Source organism: Nonomuraea sp. NPDC002799, from assembly GCF_053592075.1.
This window is the reverse complement of the sequence record NZ_JBSFVA010000048.1, coordinates 29,720-50,431: the sequence shown is the minus strand read 5'-3', so window position 1 is coordinate 50,431 and position 20,712 is coordinate 29,720. Positions and strand designations below refer to the sequence as shown.

The window sequence follows — 20,712 nt, the reverse complement described above, 5'->3', positions numbered from 1 at the left end:
TGACGCGCGACCGTCACGCGAAGCGGGTGACGAAGCGGCGCTGCCAGGGGGTCTCGACGGCGTGGCGGGTGTAGTGCTCGCGCACGTAGGCGATCGCCTGGTCGGCCGGGACTCCGTCGAGCACGGCCAGGCAGGCCAGGGCCGTGCCGGTGCGGCCCCGGCCGCCGCCGCAGGCGATCTCGACGCGCTCCGACTCGGCACGGGCCCAGCTCTCGCGCAGCGCCTCGGCGGTCGCGCGCCGGTCGGACGGCAACCAGAAGTCGGGCCAGCGCAGCCAGCGCTGCTCCCAAGGCGTCGGCGGGGGGCGGCGGCCGAGCAGGTAGAGGGCGAAGGCGGGGTGCGGGCCCGGCGGAAGCGGATGTCTCAGGCCCCTGCCGCGAACCAACCGGCCCGACGGCAGGCGCAACACCCCTGCCGCGCTCTCGTCCCACGTCGTGACCACGCGCACGAGCGTAGTGGCGGCGCGGGTGGCCCGGCCGCCGGTTCGCTCTCCGCTGACTCGCCTCGTAGCGGCCGAATTTAAGGTGCTATTTCGGTTAGCCTTTAATTTGAACCGTTCCAAAAAGGCCGATAAATCCGCAGACTTTCTTCCGGTGAATGTGATACATATGACCTCACTGTGAGCCATCGGGGGCCTACTGCCTGGCACCTGCGGGGGGAATCGATGGAATGGCTCGTCACGATCGTTGCTTCCGTGCTGGGAAATCTCGCGGGGAAGCTCCCTGAATTGATCATCGACGGAGTCCGCGACCGGCGAGCGGCCCGCGAGCAGGCCGCAGCAGCCTCGGTGAACCAGGTGGCGGAGGAACGACTGCAGGCGACCCTCCAGGCCTACTCCCGAGAGCGCTACGAGCGCGACTTCCTGCTCGAACGCTATCGGCAGCAGGGCGCCCACTACCCGCTCGGCACGGTCGGCCGCATTCATCAGGGCGCGCAGAACTCGAACCCGTCGGTTCTCGTCTCGCCGGTTCCGGCCGGCGGCCGGCTGGCCGGAAATCGTATTCCCGGATTGGTCCACGAGGCGCTGCGCGGCGTCCCCGCTTTCGGCAGCCACGCCAAGCTGCACACCGGCTCCTTCGTCTCCGACAACGGCATTCCCCGATCGATTTCCGGGTCGGTGGGCGCGGAGGAGATCGGCGCACTGGAATTCCCCGGCCACCCCGCGATCATTCTCTATTTCGAGCACGACGGCGACGTCCTGTCGGTCTTCGCCTTGCTGAACTCGCTTTTCCCGACCGTGGACGGCTCTCTGGGATTCTCCCTGCCGGTCGCGAGCTTCGGCTGGGACCCCGGCCGGGCGCCCAGCCGCCCCGGCAGCGGCGACCTGCCGACCTGGCAGTACATCAACCTGGCCACCACCCCGCAACCGCAGGAGAAGGTGGTCGCCGCGGTCATCGCCTGGTTCGTCCTGGTGTGCCTGGACCACCACTGGCGGGCGCGCGGCGTCGGCGACGTGGACCTGCTGGGACAGATCCTGCCGGAGACCTGGGAGCAGCCGCCGCCGAGAGCGGCGGAGCCGCCGGTCGAGGACGTGTTCGCCTACCGGCTGGAGACCGAGCTCGGCGAGCTGCTGCACGCGGGATACGAGCCCGAGGTCACGCCCTTCACCGACAACCAGGTGGCGCTGATCGTCGATCTGCAGGACCGCCAGGTCGCCCTCATCGTCACGGCCGCCTATCCCGCGAAACCTCCCCTGGTGCTCGTGCAGTCCGGCGCCGAAGGTGAGCGGCTGGACCTCGACGAGTCGGCGTGGACTCCCGACCGTACCCTTCTCGAGATCGTGGAGAGCCTGCGATGACCGACCACTACGTCATCAGGATTTACGAGTCCGAACTCGAGGTCATCTGCGACGAGACGTTCGACCATCAGAAGATCGAGACCGGCGGCAGCCTCTACGGGCTCTTCAGCCACGGAGGCAGCGCCACGATCTTCCTGGCCACCCGACCGGCCGGCGACTTCGTCCGCCACGAGGCGCAGCTCGAGCTCGACCCGAAGGTCGCCCGGGTGGTGGAGAGCAGCGTGTGGGAGACGTTCGGGCTCCAGGGCCTGGGCATGTGGCACTCTCACCACTGGTTCAACCTGTTCGTGCCGAGCGCGGGCGATCGCGACCGCGCCCAGCGCCTCGCGGCCAAAGCCGAACGCGAGCGCCATGTGGAGATCCTCGCCAACTTCGTCAACGAGGACGGCGCACCGCAGGAACACCGGTCGAAGCTCTGGAACTGGAACAACTCGTCCAAGGAGACCCTGGTCCGGCTCACGCCGTTCTTCTATCCCAACGCCCTGGCCGGTGACTGGGCGGCGACGTCGTTTGCCGTGATCTCCGGCGAGAGCCCGGTCCGCAGGGAGAGCGGCCGGCTGAAACTGCCGTCGGACATCGGCTCCGACACCCTGCGGGACGCCAGATCACGCAACCGCGCCCAATATCAGCTCTCCACCTCCACCGCGCTGCCGCGCGCCGAAGCGGCGCGTCCCGAAGCGGCGGCGGCGCGCGCCGTCGAGCGGCCGGCGGCCGGCCAGGCGCCGCCCGAACCGATCGAGGCGGGATCCAGCACGGCGGCTCCCACGGAGTCCGCCGCACGCACCGAGGAACCGCGGGCGGAGCCGATCCCCGACCCGGCCGTCTTCCTGGACGCGCACGTCAACCCGCTGCTGCAGAAGAGCGGCTACGCGGCCGAGCTGCACCCCCAGGGGGACAGCATGATGTCCATCGTCGTCCACAGCCACCGCCGTCGTGCCCTCTTCCTGTTCACGCTGGGCTGGGACGGCAGATATCCGTACGTGCGGGACGCGCGCGTCACCGCCGGCCAGCAGCGGTTGGACTGGAGTCCGTCCATTCCGGCCGACAGGTATCGCCTGGAAGAAGCCTTCGTCTGGGGCATCCAGATCCTGCACGGACATTAGGGAGTGAGGAGAGACCAGTGGCATGGGACGATTGGCAGAGATACGTGCTGGCGGCCGAGCGAAAGTTTCTCCGGAAGGAGTTTCCGGGCTTCGACTTCTTCAATCCGCTGGGCGACACCTTCGTGCACGGCACCTATTTGAGCAACACCGACCACTCCTACGGGCTGCGTATCTATCTGCCCGCCGGGTTCCCGGACGAGTGCCCGTCCACCTACGTCACGGAGCCGCATCCGCTGATGGGCTACAGCCAGCCCATTCTCCAGTACGAGACCAGTCACGAGATGCACACGTGGAAGACCGACCGCGCCGGCTGGGTGAAGGTCTGCACCTACCGTCCTGAGGCGTGGTCGGCGGGGATCTCCATCGTCAAGGTCGTCCGCAAGGCGATGCTCTGGCTGACCGCCTACGAATGCCATCTCCAGGATGGCAGCCCGATCTCCAGATTCCTGATGGACGCCTGAAAGGAAAGAAGTCCGTGGCCTCCGACCGACACAATGACATCCGCGCTTTCATGGAACAGGCGGCCAAAGGCGAGATGCCGCGCGGGAAGCGCATGGTATTCAACCCGCAGAGCGGGAAATGGGAGGTGCGCTCCTCGGGGGAGCGGGCGGGGGACGTGGTTCCCGAGATCGACGCCGAAGACATGAAGGCGTTCGCCGGATGACCACCGACCCGGGCCTTCCGCGGCACGTCGTCATCCATGGATCCGCGCTGTCCGCGGCGCGGACCAGGCTGGCGCTGAGCACGCTCGACGAGGGTGATCTGGGCCTGATCGACGGGACAGCCGGTCAGGACGTGCTGGTCGTCCACGGGACTTCCGTGGCCCGGATCGGCAACGCCGTTCTCGTCTGCCTGGTGGCGGCGGACGGCGTACGGTGCCATCGGGTGGTGGACGGCGAGCTCGGGGAGCAGGTCGCCACCACCGTCGTTCCCGCCTCTCTCGACGTCTTCGACCGGGTGCGCGGCATCTTCGAGACCGATGTGCTGCGCGACCGCTCCGTAGCCGTTCTCGGGCTCGGATCGGGCGGCAGCTTCATCGTGCGCGAGCTGGCCAAGGCAGGGGTCGGGCGGTTCCTGCTGCTCGATCACGACCGGCTCGAACCGGGCAACGTCTCCCGCCACGAATGCGGCCTGAACGACGTCGGCCGGCTGAAGGCACTGGCCATGCGGGATCTCGTGCGCCGGCACAACCCGGCCGCCGAGGTGGTGACGAGCACGCTCCACGTCGACGGCACCACCAGGCACCAGGTCGTGGAGCAGATCCAGAAGGTCGGCGCCGACCTGGTCATCTGCGCCACCGACTCGCGGGAGAGCCGCCTGCTGATCAACCGGCTCTGCCTGGACAACGACCTGCCGCTGATCCTCGGCGGGGTCTTCCAGCGGGCCTACGGCGGCATCGTCCAGCGGGTGATCCCGGGGCTGACCGCCTGCTACCAGTGTTTCGTGCAGGCCCTGCCCCGCCAGGCCGGCGACAACGAGATCAGCAGCGAGGCGGACGCCGCGCGCTTCTCCTACACCGACCGGGAGGTCCTGCCCCAGCCCGGTCTGTCCACCGACGTCATCCCCATAGCGCTGCACATGGCCAAGCTCGCGCTGGTCGAGCTGCTCGGCGAGGAGTCTCCGGCCTTCCGCGGGCTCAGTGAGGATCTGGTCGCGCCGCTGTTCCAGTGGATCAACCGGCGGGAGGCGGCGCACGCCGCCCTGGAGCCCATGGGCGTGTCCGTGGACGAGCTGAGCGTGCTGCGCTGGTACGGAGTGTTGCTGCCCAAGCTGGACGACTGCGCGACCTGCGCGAAACCGGAGGCCCTCGTGACGGACGACGACATGTTCACGGTCGCCGGAGACTCCTGACCACCGCCGCCGATCACCGAACCCGCCCGCACCCGATCCTCGTCTGACGGCTCGCTGACAACGTTCGCCGGCTCGTGACAGCGTGCTGTCGACGCGCGGTCAGCGGCGGGCGGCATCGTCTTCCTCATCGAGACCCACGAGGTCGCGGAGGACCACTCCGCGGACCCGCCCGATGAGGAGCTCCCCCATGATCGCACTCGCCGCGTCGGCCCAACTGCTCATCGCCCTGGCCTTCCTGAGCATTCCCCTGATCCGGCACCGCTACGGCGCCCAGGCGAAGGCGACGGCGGAGGCCGAGCTGCGGCGCCAGGGCGTCCCCACCACCGTCCTGGCGGAGAACAAGCTCAGCTTCGACGCCGGCGGACACGAGACGGCCGTGCCCGCCACGGTCGCGCTGGTCATGGCCGTCCTGGCGGTGCTGAACCTGGCCGGGAACGACTGGGGACAGACACTGTCCTGGGTCTTCCAGCCGATCGTGCTCATCGGGAACGTCCTCATCCTGCACAGCCAGCTCACCGCCGTGAAGTCCGTGGAGACGGCCTTCGCCCGCAAGGGCGACCCGATGCTCCAGCGCATCGACGTGCGCGCCATGCTCAAGGCCGCCGAGCAGGGCTTCCCCACCTGGGTGATGCCGGTCCTGCAGAACATCCGGCACGCGGTGGTGTTCGGCGGCTCGGTCCTCGTCCTGGTGGCGCTGATCGTCGCGTCATGACCCCGCTTACCTGGGACGTAATCGACAGACCACGCCGTGGGCCGGGAAGATCGTGCCATGACTCGGAAGATCGTCGAAGAACTGCTGCGCCGGATCGCCGCGAGAGACCATGACCGTACGGCCGAGCTGTTCGCCGAGCCGATCGACTGGCAGCTCAACTGGCCCGCCGCGGGGCACCCGGCGGTGCCGTGGATCCGTCCCCGGGCGAGCCGGGCCGACATCGCCGACCATTTCCGTTCGCTGAGCGCCCATCATGCGCCCGAGCTGGACGGCACGTCGGTGGCACACATTCTGGTGGACGGCGCGGACGCCGTGGTGCTCGGGGAGCTCGCGCAGACGGTGAAGGTGAGCGGGGTCGCCTACACCTCGCCGTTCGCGCTGCATCTCACCGTCGAGAACGGGCTCATCGTCCGCTACCACATCTACGAGGACAGCCTCACGGTCGCGCGGGCGCTCAGCGCCTGACGGCCTCCCCGCCGTCGGACGGCCTCCGGATGGAGGCCGTCTTCGGCGTGCGGAGTCCTTCACCGGCTCGCTGTCAGGTGAGGTTCTTGCGCTGGATCTGCCACTGGCCGGAGCACAACCCGCAGCTCGGCCCGACGAACATCGCCTTCGCCACCGCGTCCCCCTTGAGCTGCCACTTCAGCCAGGCCGCGCCGACCCGGCCGAACTCGCCGCCGTTGGGCTGGGAGTAGGTGCCCAGGTGGCCGACGTTCAGGTTGCCCATGAACGCGGGCAGCCCGGCGGGCAGACGGGCCCAGTCGTCGAGGGCGTTCTCGTAGGCGATGTCGCTGGGACCGCCGATGAAGTAGCCGATCGGCGCGTGCAGGCGGGCGAGCTGGGGGTTGTCCGCGTCGCTCAGCATGCCGCTGTTCCAGATGCCGGTGGTGGTGACGCGCGGGTCGTTCGACACCTCGTACGCCTCCAGGCCGCCGCACGACTGCCCCATCACCGCCACCTTGGTGATGTCGATCCTGCCTCTGAGCCTGCTGCCGAAGCGGCTGTTCTCCGCGACCGCCCAGCTCACCGCGTCCAGCAACATCTGCGCGCTGGTGCTCCCGGTGCCGCCCGGCCGGCCGTTGGCGATGACGAGGAAGCCGTGCGAGGCGAGCTCCTTGAGGAAGAGCTCGAAGAGCGTGCCGTCGGCCCGGCACGCGCCGTTGCCCCAGGCCACGATGGGCAGGAGCACGCCGGTGGGCAGGGTCGCGGGCCGGTAGACCGTGTGGCGGGGCAGGCGCAGGGTGGTCTCGTAGTCGGCCGGATAGGGCCCGGAGCCGCCGGGGGCCGCGTGCGCGGGAGCGATCGGCACCTGCAGGAGCGCGGCGGCGACCACGAATCCGGCGCCCGCCGTGGTGAGGCGCCGGACGAGCTGCCTGAGCTTCATGAATCCTCCTGGGGTCAGGTCGACTCGGTGCCGCGACCTTCGCACAGGCGCTCAGAAGGCATCAATGGGCGGACGGCAGGACTGGTGATAACACCGATGCCGGCCACAGGGGCCACCGGGCCGGGCACGTTCGACGAGCGGCGCAGCCGGTCTACGCGAGCGGCGGGCCGTCGGGGAGCTCGGCCGGTGCGCACCAGGTGCCGAGGAACTCCTCCGCCTGCTCGCACGCGCCGGCGAACGGGCCGCCGGGGTGCTCCAGGCTCGCGGCGGTCAGGTGGCCGACCCGCTCGTCCACCAGGGCGCGCACCGATTCGGGGCCGGTGACCACGCCTTCCCGCTCCGCCAGGTAGCCGATGGTGGCGCCGGCGCTGCAGACGAAGTCCGCGAGCGGGACGACCGCACGCTGCTGAAGGACGCGCAACCCCGCGGCGGTGTACGGGACGTTGGCGGCCGGTGCGACCACGCGCGCGCGTACCCGGGCGGCCCGATCCTGGTCCAGGACGCCCGTGCGCGCGCCCGGGACCAGGACATCGGCGGCGACCTCGTACAGCGTCTCGGGGGGAAGGACGGGCCGCCCCAGCCGGTGGACGCAGCCGTCGCCGTGCTCGGCACGCAGCTCGAACAGCGCGGCGACGTCCAGCCCCGACTCGTCCACCACGCACCCGTGGATCGTGGACAGGCCGACCAGGCGCCCGCCGCGCCGCGCCAGCTCACGCACCACCGCACCGCCCACCTTGCCGAACCCCTCCACGGCGAACGTCCGCCCGGCCAGGCCGCCGAGGGCGGTGTCTGCGGCGGCGACCACGCCGAGACCGGTCACGACCGTGTCCACGAGCGCGCCGTCGATCTCCCCATGCATGATCGAGTCCGCCTGGTAGTCCGGCAGCGAGGCGAAGTCGCCGGTCTGCGTGCCGAGGTCCGAGGCCGTGACGAAGAACCCGCTCGCCACCAGCGGCGTGATCTCCGCGCAGTACTTCGCCACCAGTGCGGCCCGGTCCTCCGCCCGCCCCCGCAGCACCGCTTTCGCGCCGCCGAACGGCACACCGAGCACCGCGAGTTTGTAGGTCATCGCTCTGGCCAGCAGCCGCGCCTCCGTGGAGGTGACGTCAGGGGCGAGCCGGGTGCCGCCCGCACTTGTCGGGCAGTCGATGTCGAAGGCCACGAAGCCGTCGACCGAGGTGAGTTCCATGATCTTCATGTGCGCCCCCCAGAGCCGTTCCGCGCGGTGACGTGATGGGGCATCTTAGGCATCTCGGCAGTGCGATATCCAGAAATTTACCGGTAAGCGGTTCGGTCCTAAGAGGGCAGCGGGCGGGTGCCCAAGGGGGTGAGCTGGTGGATGTCGTACCGGGCCCGGACGGCCGCGACGGCCTCCTGGTCCGGCGGCCGGGAGGCGGCGAGCACGTCGGCGAGCGCCCTCAGGTAATCCTCATGCCCGGCCGGGGAGACGAGGAAGAGCAGCCGGGCGGGACGCGGGCCCGGGTTGAAGAAGGCGTGCGGGCAGCCGGCCGGCACCTGCATGACGCTGCCGGGCCCGCCCCTGAACACGGGCGTGCCGGTGTCGGACTCCCAGGTGCGCCAGTCGCCCGCAGGCTCGGCGCGGGGGTGGAAGGCGAGCAGGTCAAGCTCCCCTTCGAGGACGTAGAACACCTCCTCGGCCTCGTGGTGCAGGTGCGCTCCGACGTCGAAGCCCGGCGGGACTTCGGCCTCGAACATGGACCAGATCGCCGAACGATCCGTGCCGACCTTGAGCGTCATGCCCGCGGTCTGGATGCGTGAGCCCTCGCCGGGCGGTAAGAGCAGTCCGTCTGTCACGTTCGCCTCGCCTTCTTCGGGGTTGCGGGGTTCAGGGTTTCCAGCCGGTGGCGTCCAGCCAGGTCGCCAGGGTCATCAGGTCCGGGTGGGCGGCGCGCAGAGCCGGGAAGTCGGGCTCGTCGTCGTCGCGCGTGCCGACCCACTCGAACATCTTCGCCACCTGCCCGTCGAAGGCGCGCAGTTGCTCGATGGGCGTCCGCTGGAACCGCGCGGGCAGGCCGCAGCTCCGGCCGAACGCGGCGGCGATCTCCGGGCCCGTCAGGCAGTCGCCGGCGATCTCGACGCGCCGGCCGAGGTAGCGGCTGGGCTGGTCGAACGCGATCGCGGCGAAAGCGCCGATGTCGCGCGTCGCGATCAGCCGCACCCGCGCCTCCGGTGGCACGGCCAGGCTGACCACGAGCTCGCCGGCCACCACGACCGGCCGGGTGAGGTTGGTGAAGTTCTCCATGAACATGACCGGACGCAGCACGGTGACGGGCAGCCCGAGCGCGTCGACGTGCTCTTCGATGGCGGCCTTGCTGTCGTAGTACGGGATCCCCTTGACGACACCGGCACCGCTGATCGAGCTGTAGACCAGGTGCTCGATGCCGTACTCCGCGGCGAGCCCGGCCACCGCCCGGCCACGCCGTTCCTCCGCGGCCACCCCTTCGGGGGTCACCTTGGGGCCGGTCAGCATGGTGAGCGCCAGGAAGACGCCCGATACGCCGGATATCGCGGCCCGCAGCGACGCCTCGTCGTCGAGGTCACCGCGCATGAGGATGGCGCCTGCCGCGCGTAACGACTCGGCCGCCGGCGAGCTCGGGTCCCGCACCAGAGCACGCACCTTCCGGCCCCGATCGAGCAGCCGGCGGGCGGCCGCCCCGCCCTGCTGGCCGGTGGCGCCGATCACCAGCACCGGTCCCGCTGGACCTGTCATGTCGTTCCTCCTCCACCTCCGCCGCCACCGGTGGTGGCGACATGATCAGGCTAGGTGGGACAGTACGGTTGGTCCTGGTACGGATACTGCTAGCCTGCGGCCGCTCCCCCGGGCCGCGCGGGAGCTGACGCGCTTTGGGCAACGGTCACGAGGGGCGCGACACCGGCCGGTCGGCGCGGCGTGCCGAGCTCGCCGCCTTCCTGCGCGCCCAGCGGATCCGCCTGCGGCCGGGTGACGTGGGGCTGCCCGAGGACCACGTCCCTGGCCGGCGCCGGACCCCGGGGTTGCGGCGCGAGGAGGTCGCCGAGCTGTCGGGGGTCGGTGTCACCTGGTACACCTGGCTGGAGCAGGGCCGGGCCATCTCGGCCTCGGCCCAGGTGATCGACGCGCTGGCCCGTGCGCTCCGGCTGGACGCGGACCAGCACCACCACCTCCACGTCCTCGCCGGCCTCCCCGCCCCCGAGCGCGCCGGTAGTCTCCCCGGCCCCGCCGGCGGTCTCCCCGGCCGCGAAGGCGCTGCCGGGGACCCGCGTTCACGAGCGCAACGGCTGGTCGACGCGGCGGCCCCGAACCTCGCCAGCGTCTATGACGAGCATTTCGACTACGTGGCCTGGAACCGCCCGTATGCGCGGATCCGGCACGATCCGACGACGTACCCGCCCGAGCGGCGCAACCTGCTGTGGATGATGTTCGCGGACGCGGAGAACCGCCGCCGCCTGGTCACGTGGGAGCCTGCCGCACGCTCGGTGCTCAGCCAGTTCAGGGCCGCGGCCGGCCGTCGTCCTGCCGACCCGCGTTTCGCCGGCCTGGTGGCGGCCCTGAGCGAGGCGAGCACCGAGTTCCGTGCCTGGTGGACCGAGTATCCTGTCCGCGCCTTCCGGCCCGCGACGACCACGATCGACCATCCCGAGCTCGGCCGGATCACGCTGGAGATCTTCCAGCTACGGCTGGTGGAGCGCCCTGACATGGTCATGGTCATGCAGGTGCCCGCGGATCCCGCGGATCTCCGACGAATCGCCTCCTTACCCGGCCTCTGATAATGGTGTGGCTTATTCAGAGAGCGCGTTCTTTCTGAGTGCGCGATTTATTCATGGCCCGGGTCTCAGGCGCGGGTCCACCGCTGGTTGGTGCTGCCCGAACAGTCCCAGATCTGCAGCCGGGTGCCATTGGCCGAGCCGCCGCCGGTCGCGTCGAGGCACCTGCCGGACTGGGGGTTGACGATCTGGCCGGTGCCGGCGTTGAAGGTCCATCGCTGTGCGCCGGTGCCGTTGCAGTCGTACAACTGCACCTGTGCCCCGTTGGCCGTGGCGCCGCTGGTGACGTCCATGCACTTGCCGAGCGCGCGTACCGAGCCGTCGCTGTTCCAGGACCAGCTCTGGGCGGCGGTGCCGTTGCAGTCCCAGAGTTGCACGGCGGTGCCGTTGGCGGAGCTGGCGCTCGCCACGTCGACGCACTTGCCGCCGGGGCCGGTGATCTGGCCGCCGCCGGTGCCGCCGGTGGGCGGCGCGTAGACGCGGACGTAGTCGACGGTCAGGGCCTGCGGGAAGGTGGTGGAGGCGTCCGGGTAGCCGGGCCAGTAGCCGCCGACCGCCACGTTCATGATCATGAAGAACGGGTGGTCGAAGACCCAGCGGTTGCCGCCCAGGCTCGCGGGCGTCCGGCGCTGGAACTCGGTGCCGTCGACGTACCAGACGATCAGGTTGGGCGACCAGTCGACGGCGAAGGTGTGGAAGGCGTCGGCGAAGGCGCCGCCGATCGAGTAGCCGGCGCCGATGCCCGCGCCGCCCGAGTAGCCGGGGCCGTGGATGGTGCCGTGGACGGTGCTGGGCTCGCGGCCGATGTTCTCCATGATGTCGATCTCGCCGCTGTTGGGCCAGCCGACCGAGCCGATGTCGTTGCCGAGCATCCAGAAGGCCGGCCAGATGCCCTGGCCGCGCGGCAGTTTCATGCGCGCTTCGAACCGGCCGTAGGTCCGGGTGAAGGTGGCGGCGGTGAGGAGGCGGGCGGAGGTGTACTGGCAGGTGCCGTAGTGGCACTGGAAGCCGGACGGGTTCTCCCGGCGGGCGGTGATCACCAGGTTGCCCGCGCCGTCCATGGCGGCGTTGCGGGTGCTGCTGGTGTAGTACTGCTGCTCGTTGTTGCCCCAGCCGCCGCCGCCGATGTCGAAGCGCCACTTCGACTGGTCGACGGCGCTGCCGGACGATCCGTTGAACTCATCCGACCAGACCAGCGGGCCGGGGGCGGGAGCGGCGATGGCGGTGCCGGTCATCGGCACGAGCATCGCGATGACGGCGGCCAATGCGGCGCCGATGGCGAGAAACGTTCTGAAACGGGGGGTGCGATCCATGTGAATTACCTCATCGGGTCCATGGATGTGGCTTTACCGAAACCTTCTGGCAACATCAGCACCCGTGTCAAGAGAGCGCTCTCTGGAAATTCTGCGTTGTGGTCCGCCGATGTTCGGCGGAAAGCGCCGGTTGCCGGGGTCGCCGGGATCGGACGGGACAGCGCGCAAGCGGCTCATTGTGGCGGTCAATGCTGGGAACATGACGGAATGACCGCGACGCCTGATGACTTCTCCTGGTTCTCCGTTGAGCGCTTCCCCGATCTGGCGGACGCCTACTGCCTCACCTACGTCCAGGGTCTGACACCGGCTGAGCTGGTGGCCCGGCTCGGCGCCCAGGCCGAGGACTTCACCCTTTTGTCGCTCGGCGAGCTGATCGACGCCGCCTACGCCGGCCCCGACAGGGACGGCATGTTCCTGGGCGCCACGGCCGTCGGCGACTGGGTGTTCATGGTCGAGCCCAACGGGCTGCTGGGCATCTCGGATGAGATCATCTTGCCGCTGTCGGCGGGCACCCGCCTCGTCTCCCACTTCCTCAACATCAAGGGCAACGAATACTTCTACTGGGTCGAGGACGGAACGGTCCGATTCTCCTTCCTGGCCGATGAGGGCTATGCGGAGGAGGTGCCGGAAGAGCTCCTGGAGACCGTGGAGCGGATCAGCTCCCACTACGGCGGCGCCGAGCCGCACGACGGGCCGGCCTTCCTGCTGGCCGAGCGGCTCACCGGGATCACGCTGACGCCGCAACTGCTGGAGGAGTCCATCTACCTGTCGGGCGCCGTCCCCGACCCGAGCTGAGCGGCGCCCTGGGCAACTCCGGTGCGACATGACACCATCGCTCAGGTGACGAGGAGTCCCGCCGAGGCGCAACATCTGCACGACCTCGCGCTGCTGCGCCGCGTTCGCGACCGGATCGACCGGGAGTTCGCGCAGCCGCTGGACGTCGAGGCGCTCGCCCGTGGCGTGCACATGTCGGCCGGGCACCTCAGCCGCGAGTTCCGGCGCGCCTACGGCGAATCGCCGTACGCGTATCTGATGACGCGGCGCATCGAGCGCGCGATGGCGCTGCTGCGTCGTGGCGACCTCAGCGTCACCGAGGTCTGTTTCACCGTCGGCTGCTCGTCGCTGGGCAGCTTCAGCACCCGCTTCACCGAACTGGTGGGTGTGCCGCCCAGCGTCTACCGGAGCCACGCGGCGCGCACGACGGCGGGAATGCCGTCGTGCGTGGCCAAACAGGTGACCAGACCGGTCAGGAATCGAGAAGCGCGGGTCGCCGAGCCGCAACTAGCCTGACCGCCATGGACATCAGCATTCACTCGACCTTCCTCCCGCATGACGACCCGGACGCCTCGCTGGCCTTCTACCGCGACGTCCTCGGCTTCGAGGTGCGCAGTGACGTCGGCTACGACGGGAAGCGCTGGATCTCGGTCGGCCCCGCCGACCAGCCCGGCCTGTCCATCGTCCTGGAGCCGCCCGGCGCCGACCCCGGCATCACCGACGACGAGCGCCGCACCATCGTCGAGATGATGGCCAAGGGCACCTATGCCGGCATCGTCCTGGCCACCGCCGACCTCGGCAAGACCTTCGAGCGGGTGCGGTCCGGCGGAGCCGAGATCGTCCAGGAGCCGGCCGAGCAGCCGTACGGTGTGCGCGACTGCGCCGTCCGCGACCCCGCGGGCAACCTGATCCGCATCCAGGAGCGGCGCTGAGCCGTCCGGCTCGGCCCGCCGGTCAGGCCACGGGGTGCCGGGCGGTGCGGGAGTGGGTGGCCATCAGGTGGTCGATGAGCGCCAGCAGCACGTCGCGGGCGTCCGACCGGTCGCGGGCGTCGCAGAGCACCAGCGGCACCTGCGGATCGAGAGCGAGCGCCTTGCGGATCTCCTCCTGAGTGCGGTCCTTGACACCGTGGAAGCAGTTGACCCCGACGACGAAGGGGATGCCGCGGCTCTCGAAGAAGTCGATCGACGCGAAACTCACGTCCAGCCGGCGGGTGTCGACCAGGACGACCGCGCCCATCGCCCCGTTGACGAGGTCGTTCCACATGAACCAGAAACGTTCCTGCCCCGGGGTGCCGAACAGGTAGAGCACGAGCTCGCGGTTGATGGTGATGCGCCCGAAGTCCAGCGCGACCGTCGTGGTGGACTTTCCGCTCAATCCCTGCAGATCGTCGACGCCGACGCTGGCATGGGTCAGGTACTCCTCCGTACGGAGGGGGGCGACCTCACTCACCGCACCGACCAAGGTCGTCTTCCCGACACCGAAACCACCGGCGACCAGGATCTTCACCGCCAGGGGAGCAGCGCTCCCCTGGTCAGAGCTTGCGTAAGCCATCCCTCACCGCCTCAAGGATCGTCATATCGGAAAAGCCGCCCGCCGGCGCGAAGGCCAGCGGCGGCCGGGCTCGCATCTGACCGGCCTCGATCAGATCGCCGATGAGAATTTTGGTCACCGACACCGGCAGGTTCACGGCGGCGGCGACCTCGGCCACCGCCATGGGTCGCTCGCACAGAGCGATGATGGTGCGGTGCTCCGGCTGCATTCTCCGTAAGCCGCGGCCGGTCTCCTGGGAGATCGCCGTCACCAGGGTGATCAGCGAGAGGTCGTCCCGCTCGGACGTGGTCCGCCCACCGGTGATCGTGTAAGGACGGACAAGGGACTCGTCGGCGTCATCGTCGTCGAACCCCTCCGTCCAGTGCTTCATCCGTGTCCCCCCACATCACTGGCCTGCGGCGGCCGCGCGTCGGTGCCCAGCTTCTGGCCGACCTGCTGGATCAGGGTGTGCATCGCGACGGCCATCAGCTCGGCGTCGACCTCCTGGGAGGCGACCACGGCCAGATGGGTGCCGCGGCCCGCGGCCGTGATGAACAACCACAGGTCGGCCATCTCGATGATGACCTGGTGGACCGGCCCGCCGCCGAACAACTGCCCGGCACCGCGAGCCAGGCTCTGCTGGCCGGTGGCTATCGCGGCGAGGCGTTCGGCGTTCGCCCGCTCGATGCTCCGGGACCGGCTGATCACCAGGCCGTCGTCGGACAGCACGATGGCGTGCCGGGTGCCCGCGACCTGATCGACCAGACCGTCCAGGAGCCAGTCCAGGTCTGCGTTGGTGGCGGTGGTGCGCTGCGTCATCATCGATCTTCCGTCGTAGGAGAGCCGGGCTCGGGGGATCCGTTCGGCCCGGGCTGGAAGGCGTCGTCATCGGTACGGCGCCGGCGAGACTGCCGCTGGAATGCCCCGATCGTGGCACTGGAGCGGGTGGGCTGGTCGCGTACGGCCCAGATGTCCTGGTCGCTCCGCTCATCCCGCTGCTCCGGGGCTTTGAGCTCGGTGACCAGGCTGGCCTGGCGCACCCGCTGGGGCAGCGGCTCCTGGCCGGAGGACGGAACGCCGTCCCCCGCGTGTGCGGTGACATTCGCCATCGCCTGCCCCCTTGAGCGAGTCGGCAACTGCGCGCCCGGGACGCGGCGTTCCTGCGGGCGGTGTTCCATCGGACGATGCTCCTGCGGGGCGGGGGCCTGCTCGGGGAGCGTGGCCGGCTGCTCGGGCGCCGTACGGGGGCGGTCCACCACCAGCGGTTCCGGGATCAGCACGACGACCCGGGTGCCGCCGAAGGCCGACGACCGCAGCTCCACCTGCAGGCCCAGGCTCGCGGAGAGCCGGGCAACCACGTACAGGCCGAGACGCACGTCGTCGGCGTGGGTCATCACGTCGAGCTGCGGCGGCGACTGCATCAGGGCGTTGGCGGCGGCGTACTGCTCGGGCTCCATGCCCAGACCGCGGTCCTCGATCTCCACGGCGACGCCCCGGCTGACCGGTGCGGCCCGCACCTCGACGGGGGTCAGCGGCTTGGAGAAGGTGGTGGCGTTCTCCATGAGCTCCGCCAGGACGTGGACCAGCGGTCCCACGGCGCGCTCGGTCACCCAGGGGTCGCCGGCGACGTCGATCGAAATCCGCCGGTAGTCCTGGACCTCGCCCTGCGCGGCGCGCAGCACGTCGAGCAGGTTGACCGGCTTGCGCCAGCGCCGTTGTGGCTGCCCGCCGCCGAGGATCACCAGGTTCTCCTCGTAGCGGCGCAACCGGGCGGTGAGGTGGTCCAGGTCGAACAGGCCCTCCAGCACCTCGGGGTCCTCGTGTTTGCGTTCCAGCTCGTCCAGCTTCTTGAGCTGGAGGCCGATGAGGATCTGGGTACGGCGGGCGATGCGCTGGAGCATGCGCTGGAAGCCACGGTGCTGTTCGGCCTGGCGCACGGCGGTCAGGACGGCGCTGCGGCTGGCCAGATTGAGGGCCTGCCCGAGCTCGCCGAGCTCGTCGGGGGTGGGCTCGACCATGTGGACTTCCGCGTCCACGTCGACGTCCTCGCCGCGCTCCAGCCGGGCGACCACCTGGGGCAGCCGCTGCTGGAGCTCCTGGGCCTCCTCGCGCAGGCGGAGGATGCGCCGGCGGAGAACAGCGGTGAGGCGCCAGCTGGTGAAGATCACCAAAGCCAGGGCGAGCAGGCCCACGGTGCTGACGCTGAGGAAGACCGTGAAGATCATGCTGGTGTGGTCGGCGCCGATCTTGCCGACGTTCGCGAGCCGGAGACCGAGGAGTTGCTGCACCTGCCCGGTGACCGCGGTCACCGAGGGGCGCCACTCGGAGCTGACCTCGCGGAGCAGCACCTGATCGCTCCTCGTGCCGCTGCCGGAGGTGATCAACCGGCTTTCCAGCCTGGTCAGGGTCTCCCATGCCTTGCTGGTCGTCAGCGCCGCGAACGGGGTCTCGTTGCCGGTGAGGTCCGGGACGACCCGGTCCACCAGGAGGTGCTTCCTGGTGCCGATGGCGTCGGTGACCTGGGCGTACTCGTCTCCTGACAGGCGCCCAGCCTGCCAGCCGCGGGTCAGCAGGGCGTCCTCGCGGCCGATCATCTCGATGGCCCAGAAGAGGTCGACCAGTGCCTGGGTCTTGGTGTGCACGTCGCCGTAGTCGGCGTGGGTGAGGACGGTCAGAACGCCCAGGGTCGACTCGGTGACATCGGTGTAGTAGTCGTACGCCTTCTGCGCGCTGGCCCAGCCGGCGTCCACCGCCTGGCGCTGCTGGTCAAGAAGGCCCAGATCGCGTTCGGTCCGCGCGATGGCCTCGGCGGTCCCCACCTGCGCGTCAGTGGTGTCCAGGCCGGCCAGAGCGGGGAAGGCGCTCACGGCCTCGTCGGTCTGCACGCGCCGCTCGTTGAGCTTGTCACGAGAGGCGATGTCACGGGGGTCGGCCTGCACCGCCGCGGTGAGCCGCCGCTCCTGGTCAAGGCTGAAGAACAGGTCGCCAGCGGGCCTGCCGACGAGATGGGTGCCCATGTCCATCTGGACCTGCTCCACCCGCACCTGACTGCTCAGCTGGCTCATGCCCGAAGCCAGCAGCGGGGTGAACGTCAGGCTCGGCACGAACACGACGATGAGCAGCACGGTGCGCAACGGCAGCCGGCGCGCGCCACGCAGTCGCCGCGGCCTGCCATCGGCCGATCCCGTCGGCCCGTCCCCATCGCCCGCGGTCCCCGTTCGCCGTCGTCCGACCCTGCCCCATCCAGCCACGTGCGGGACACTCTCCTCATGATCGGTACGTCCTTGACGAAATCGCCGGTGGCGATTGGTGCCTGATCGTAGCTATACGACAGTTGAGTAGAAAGCCCCGATTCGTCCGGCTGTGCCGCCGGCGCGCTCAGGCGCGACAGACCCGAGGTCAACGCGATGCCCTCCCCGGAAGGGGATGGACATCACGCCTGCTCCTCCTCGGCGAACACGACCTCGCGGCGCCTGCGGATCGTCGGCAGGACCGTGACGACGAGCGCCACCACCGCCAGAGCCAGGAACGCCGCGGAGATCGGCCGGGTCAGGAAGACCGACGCGTCACCGCGCGAGATGATCAGCGCCCGCCGCAGGTTCTCCTCAAGCAGGGGTCCGAGGACGAAGCCGAGCAGCAGCGGCGCCGGCTCGCAGCCGCACTTGATCAGGAGATAGCCCAGGATCCCGAAGAAGACGATCGCGTAGACGTCGAACGCGTTGAACTCCAGGGAGAACGTGCCGATCGCGGCGAACAGAATGATCATCGGGAACAACACCTGGTACGGGATGCGCAACATGCGCACCCAGAGGCCGATCAGCGGCAGATTCAGCAGGATGAGCAGCACGTTGCCGATCCACATCGACGCGATCAGGCCCCAGAACAGCGCCGGTTCGTCGGTCATGACGTTCGGGCCGGGGGTGATGCCGTGCACGATGAACGCGCCGACCATCAGCGCCATGACCGGATGGGCCGGCAGCCCCAGGGTCAGCAGCGGGATGAACGACGTCTGCGCGGCGGCGTTGTTCGCCGACTCGGGGCCTGCGACGCCCTCGATCGCGCCGCTGCCGAACTCGTGCTTCCGCTTCGAGATCCGCTTCTCGACGGCGTACGAGGCGAACGAGGCCAGCACGTGGCCACCGCCGGGCAGGACGCCGAGCGCGGCGCCGAGACCGGTGCCCCGCAGGATCGGGCCGACCATCCGGCGCCGGTCCTCGCGGGTCGGCCAGAGGTTGGTCACCCTGGTGACGATCGCCGTGCGGGTCTGCTCGTTCTCCAGGTTGCGCAGGATCTCGGCCAGCCCGAACATGCCGACGGCGACCGACACGAAGTCGATGCCGCCGTACAGCTCGCGCCGCTCGAACACGAACCGGGGCGTGCCGGTGTAGATGTCCTGGCCGACCGTGCCGAACAGGATGCCGAGCGCGATCATCGCCAGCGCCTTGAGCGCCGTGCCTCGCGCCAGCGCGATCGACACGATCAGGCCGAGCAGCACCAGCGAGAAGTATTCGGCCGGGCCGAACTTCAACGCGACGCGGGCCAGCGGCGGGGCCGCGACGGCCAGCGCGACAGTGGCCACCGTGCCCGCGATGAAGGACCCGATCGCGGCGGCGGCCAGCGCCGCGCCGGCCCGGCCCTGGCGGGCCATCTCGTGCCCGTCCAGCGCGGTGACCGCCGCCGACGACTCACCGGGCAGGTTGATCAGGATGGCGGTCGTCGAGCCGCCGTACTGCGCGCCGTAGTAGATGCCGGCCAGCATGATCAGCGCCGTCACCGGCTCGAAGCTGAACGTGATCGGCAGCAACATCGCCACCGTCGCCGTCGGCCCGATGCCGGGCAGCACACCGACCGCCGTGCCGAGCAGCACGCCGACGAAGCAGTAGAGGACGTTCTGGATCAGGAAGGCGGTCGAGAAGCCCAGCGCGAGGTTGTCGAGTAGTTCCATGCCTCATTCCGATGCCGCGTCAGAACCCCAGCCACGGTCCCAGCAGCGGGATCCGCAACTGCAGTCCGACGACGAAGATGAGCGTGCCGGCCACGGTCAGCCCGGCGGCCACGGCCAGAGCCGTGAGCGGCCGGACGCGCGCGCTGGCCAGCGTGGTGAGCAGGGCGGTCACCGCCGACGCCGGAACGAATCCGAGGCCACGGACGGTGAATCCGAAGAACAACACCGCGAGCACGACGGCGGCGACCGCCCGCCAGGGAATCGGCCCGAACGCGACCACCTCCCCGGCGATGAGTCCCTTGACGACGATCGCCAGCCCCATGGCGGCCACGGCCGCGCCGATCAGCAGCGGGAAGGCGCCGGGGCCCATCCGCAGCGGGGTGCCCAGCTCGTAGCCGAGCGACCCCACCACGAACGCGCCACCGATCAGCACGAAGATCAGCCCGGCGAGGACGTCCGGGAAGGACCGGCGGCGCTCCACCTCAGGAGGCCTTGACCCCGGCGTCGGCGATGACCTTCGCCCAGGTGCCGAGCTGCTCTTCGAGCTTGGTCCGGTGCGCCTGCGGGGTCGCGTCCCCGGCCGGGACCGGCGCGGTGCCGAGCTTGGCCATCTGGTCGATGACCTTCTGGTCGGCCAGCGCCGTCTTCAGCGCCTCGGACAACTTCTGGACGACGTCCTGCGGGGTGCCCTTCGGCACGTAGAGACCGTGCCACACGCTGACCTTGAGCCCCGGCAGCCCCGCCTCGGTCGTGGTGGGCAGGTCGGGCAGGCTCTTCACCCGCTCCGGCGTGGTGACCGCGTACGCCTTCACCTCGCCCGCGGCGATCTGGCCGCTGGTGTTGGTCGTCTGGTCGCACATGAAGTCGACCTGGCCGCCGACGAGATCGGTCAGCGCCGGGCCGGTGCCCTCGTACGGGACCTCCTGGAGCTTGACACCGGCGGCGGTCTGGAACAGCAGGCCGCACAGGTGGGACGCGGCGCCGATGCCGGCGTTGGCCAGCGTGACCTTGCCGGCGTTCGCCTTCACGTACGTCACGAGGTCCTGGAGTGTCTTGGGCTCGAAGTCCTTGCGGGCGACGATCGTCATCGGCACCTCGGTGACGAGCCCGACCATCTCGAAGCTCTCCAGCGGCTTGTAGCCCAGGTTCTGGTACAGAGCGGGCGCCGTCGACATGCCGATGTGGTGCATGAGCACGGTGTAGCCGTCGGGGTCGGCCCGCGCCACCTCACCGGCGCCGACGGTGCCGCCCGCGCCCTCGACGTTCTGCACGACGATCTTGCCGCCGAGCTTGGCGGCCATCGGCTCGGCGATCATGCGGGTGACGGTGTCCGTCGGGCCGCCCGCGCTGAACGGCACGACGATCGTGATGTTCTGGTCCGGGTAGCCACCGCCGGAAGCGGCTCCGCCGGTGGCCCCGCCACCCGGGGCGCCGCCGCTGCCGGAACAGGCGGCGACGAGCGAGACGACGCCGATCGCGGCGACCATCCGCGCGGCGGCCCGGTACCTGCCGGTCGTTCTCATATCGCGGCCTC

Annotated in this window: 24 protein-coding genes; 11 read left to right on the top strand and 13 right to left on the bottom strand. The window is 70.0% G+C overall.

Annotation, left to right across the window (positions count from 1 at the left end):
* Nucleotides 1-13 precede the first annotated feature (13 nt).
* Nucleotides 14-442, bottom strand: a complete 429-nt coding sequence (locus ACWD0F_RS46085) for a protein-tyrosine phosphatase family protein (protein ID WP_449888591.1) — start codon at nt 440-442, stop codon at nt 14-16.
* A 252-nt stretch (nt 443-694) separates the two neighbouring features.
* On the opposite strand from ACWD0F_RS46085, the gene ACWD0F_RS46080 reads away from it, so the two are divergent.
* The 7 genes from ACWD0F_RS46080 to ACWD0F_RS46050 all read left to right on the top strand — a co-directional run bounded on the left by ACWD0F_RS46080 (nt 695) and on the right by ACWD0F_RS46050 (nt 5,929).
* Entirely contained in the window at nt 695-1,798 is a 1,104-nt protein-coding gene (locus ACWD0F_RS46080; RefSeq protein ID WP_449888590.1) for a hypothetical protein, read from the top strand.
* The gene (locus tag ACWD0F_RS46075; RefSeq protein WP_449888588.1) at nt 1,795-2,901 is read left to right on the top strand and encodes a hypothetical protein; all 1,107 of its coding nucleotides are present in this window, start codon (nt 1,795-1,797) and stop codon (nt 2,899-2,901) included. The genes ACWD0F_RS46080 and ACWD0F_RS46075 overlap by 4 nt, the downstream gene beginning before the upstream one ends.
* A 17-nt stretch (nt 2,902-2,918) precedes the next feature.
* Nucleotides 2,919-3,362, top strand: a complete 444-nt coding sequence (locus ACWD0F_RS46070) for a hypothetical protein (RefSeq protein WP_449888587.1) — start codon at nt 2,919-2,921, stop codon at nt 3,360-3,362.
* A gap of 14 nt (nt 3,363-3,376) precedes the next feature.
* A complete protein-coding gene (locus ACWD0F_RS46065; protein WP_449888585.1) occupies nt 3,377-3,565 on the top strand; it encodes a hypothetical protein in 189 nt (62 codons plus the stop codon).
* Nucleotides 3,562-4,752 (top strand): ThiF family adenylyltransferase, encoded by a 1,191-nt coding sequence (locus ACWD0F_RS46060; protein ID WP_449888584.1) that lies wholly within the window; start codon nt 3,562-3,564, stop codon nt 4,750-4,752. The genes ACWD0F_RS46065 and ACWD0F_RS46060 overlap by 4 nt, the downstream gene beginning before the upstream one ends.
* A gap of 187 nt (nt 4,753-4,939) precedes the next feature.
* Complete coding sequence (locus ACWD0F_RS46055; protein WP_449888583.1) at nt 4,940-5,464, top strand: hypothetical protein; 525 nt, start codon at nt 4,940-4,942, stop codon at nt 5,462-5,464.
* 57 nt (nt 5,465-5,521) lie between these two features.
* On the top strand, nt 5,522-5,929 hold the full coding sequence (locus ACWD0F_RS46050; RefSeq protein WP_449888582.1) for a nuclear transport factor 2 family protein: 408 nt from the start codon (nt 5,522-5,524) through the stop codon (nt 5,927-5,929).
* A 73-nt stretch (nt 5,930-6,002) separates the two neighbouring features.
* Here ACWD0F_RS46050 and ACWD0F_RS46045 read toward each other — a convergent pair whose 3' ends face one another.
* The 4 genes from ACWD0F_RS46045 to ACWD0F_RS46030 all read right to left on the bottom strand — a co-directional run bounded on the left by ACWD0F_RS46045 (nt 6,003) and on the right by ACWD0F_RS46030 (nt 9,579).
* On the bottom strand, nt 6,003-6,848 hold the full coding sequence (locus ACWD0F_RS46045) for an alpha/beta hydrolase (RefSeq protein ID WP_449888580.1): 846 nt from the start codon (nt 6,846-6,848) through the stop codon (nt 6,003-6,005).
* 151 nt (nt 6,849-6,999) lie between these two features.
* A complete protein-coding gene (locus ACWD0F_RS46040; RefSeq protein ID WP_449888578.1) occupies nt 7,000-8,046 on the bottom strand; it encodes a Glu/Leu/Phe/Val dehydrogenase dimerization domain-containing protein in 1,047 nt (348 codons plus the stop codon).
* Nucleotides 8,047-8,144: 98 nt separating this feature from the next.
* Complete coding sequence (locus ACWD0F_RS46035; protein WP_449888576.1) at nt 8,145-8,663, bottom strand: cupin domain-containing protein; 519 nt, start codon at nt 8,661-8,663, stop codon at nt 8,145-8,147.
* 31 nt (nt 8,664-8,694) lie between these two features.
* Nucleotides 8,695-9,579 carry an NmrA/HSCARG family protein gene (locus ACWD0F_RS46030; protein WP_449888574.1) on the bottom strand — a complete coding sequence of 295 codons (885 nt, stop codon included), beginning with the start codon at nt 9,577-9,579 and terminating at the stop codon, nt 8,695-8,697.
* A 134-nt stretch (nt 9,580-9,713) separates the two neighbouring features.
* Between ACWD0F_RS46030 and ACWD0F_RS46025 the strand changes: the two genes are divergently transcribed.
* Entirely contained in the window at nt 9,714-10,616 is a 903-nt protein-coding gene (locus ACWD0F_RS46025) for a helix-turn-helix transcriptional regulator (protein ID WP_449888573.1), read from the top strand.
* 65 nt (nt 10,617-10,681) lie between these two features.
* Here ACWD0F_RS46025 and ACWD0F_RS46020 read toward each other — a convergent pair whose 3' ends face one another.
* A complete protein-coding gene (locus tag ACWD0F_RS46020) occupies nt 10,682-11,926 on the bottom strand; it encodes a lectin (protein ID WP_449888571.1) in 1,245 nt (414 codons plus the stop codon).
* A gap of 207 nt (nt 11,927-12,133) precedes the next feature.
* Between ACWD0F_RS46020 and ACWD0F_RS46015 the strand changes: the two genes are divergently transcribed.
* Genes ACWD0F_RS46015 through ACWD0F_RS46005 form a run of 3 tightly spaced genes read left to right on the top strand, consistent with a single transcriptional unit; the run spans nt 12,134 to nt 13,632 of the window.
* Nucleotides 12,134-12,721, top strand: coding sequence for a DUF6461 domain-containing protein (locus ACWD0F_RS46015; protein ID WP_449888569.1), 588 nt, complete (start codon nt 12,134-12,136; stop codon nt 12,719-12,721).
* A gap of 36 nt (nt 12,722-12,757) precedes the next feature.
* Entirely contained in the window at nt 12,758-13,216 is a 459-nt protein-coding gene (locus ACWD0F_RS46010; RefSeq protein ID WP_449888621.1) for a helix-turn-helix transcriptional regulator, read from the top strand.
* 5 nt (nt 13,217-13,221) lie between these two features.
* On the top strand, nt 13,222-13,632 hold the full coding sequence (locus ACWD0F_RS46005) for a VOC family protein (protein WP_449888568.1): 411 nt from the start codon (nt 13,222-13,224) through the stop codon (nt 13,630-13,632).
* Between the two features lie 22 nt (nt 13,633-13,654).
* Here ACWD0F_RS46005 and ACWD0F_RS46000 read toward each other — a convergent pair whose 3' ends face one another.
* The 7 genes from ACWD0F_RS46000 to ACWD0F_RS45970 form a co-directional block, all read right to left on the bottom strand.
* The gene (locus ACWD0F_RS46000; RefSeq protein ID WP_449888566.1) at nt 13,655-14,254 is read right to left on the bottom strand and encodes a GTP-binding protein; all 600 of its coding nucleotides are present in this window, start codon (nt 14,252-14,254) and stop codon (nt 13,655-13,657) included.
* Complete coding sequence (locus tag ACWD0F_RS45995) at nt 14,235-14,624, bottom strand: DUF742 domain-containing protein (RefSeq protein ID WP_449888565.1); 390 nt, start codon at nt 14,622-14,624, stop codon at nt 14,235-14,237. Before ACWD0F_RS45995 ends, ACWD0F_RS46000 begins: the two co-directional genes overlap by 20 nt.
* Entirely contained in the window at nt 14,621-15,052 is a 432-nt protein-coding gene (locus ACWD0F_RS45990; RefSeq protein ID WP_449888620.1) for a roadblock/LC7 domain-containing protein, read from the bottom strand. Before ACWD0F_RS45990 ends, ACWD0F_RS45995 begins: the two co-directional genes overlap by 4 nt.
* Nucleotides 15,052-17,358 carry a sensor histidine kinase gene (locus ACWD0F_RS45985; protein ID WP_449888564.1) on the bottom strand — a complete coding sequence of 769 codons (2,307 nt, stop codon included), beginning with the start codon at nt 17,356-17,358 and terminating at the stop codon, nt 15,052-15,054. The genes ACWD0F_RS45990 and ACWD0F_RS45985 overlap by 1 nt, the downstream gene beginning before the upstream one ends.
* Before the next feature lie 308 nt (nt 17,359-17,666).
* Entirely contained in the window at nt 17,667-19,178 is a 1,512-nt protein-coding gene (locus ACWD0F_RS45980; protein ID WP_449888562.1) for a tripartite tricarboxylate transporter permease, read from the bottom strand.
* Nucleotides 19,179-19,197: 19 nt separating this feature from the next.
* Nucleotides 19,198-19,659 (bottom strand): tripartite tricarboxylate transporter TctB family protein, encoded by a 462-nt coding sequence (locus ACWD0F_RS45975; protein WP_449888561.1) that lies wholly within the window; start codon nt 19,657-19,659, stop codon nt 19,198-19,200.
* A 1-nt stretch (nt 19,660) separates the two neighbouring features.
* Nucleotides 19,661-20,701, bottom strand: a complete 1,041-nt coding sequence (locus ACWD0F_RS45970; protein ID WP_449888559.1) for a tripartite tricarboxylate transporter substrate-binding protein — start codon at nt 20,699-20,701, stop codon at nt 19,661-19,663.
* Nucleotides 20,702-20,712: the final 11 nt, after the last annotated feature.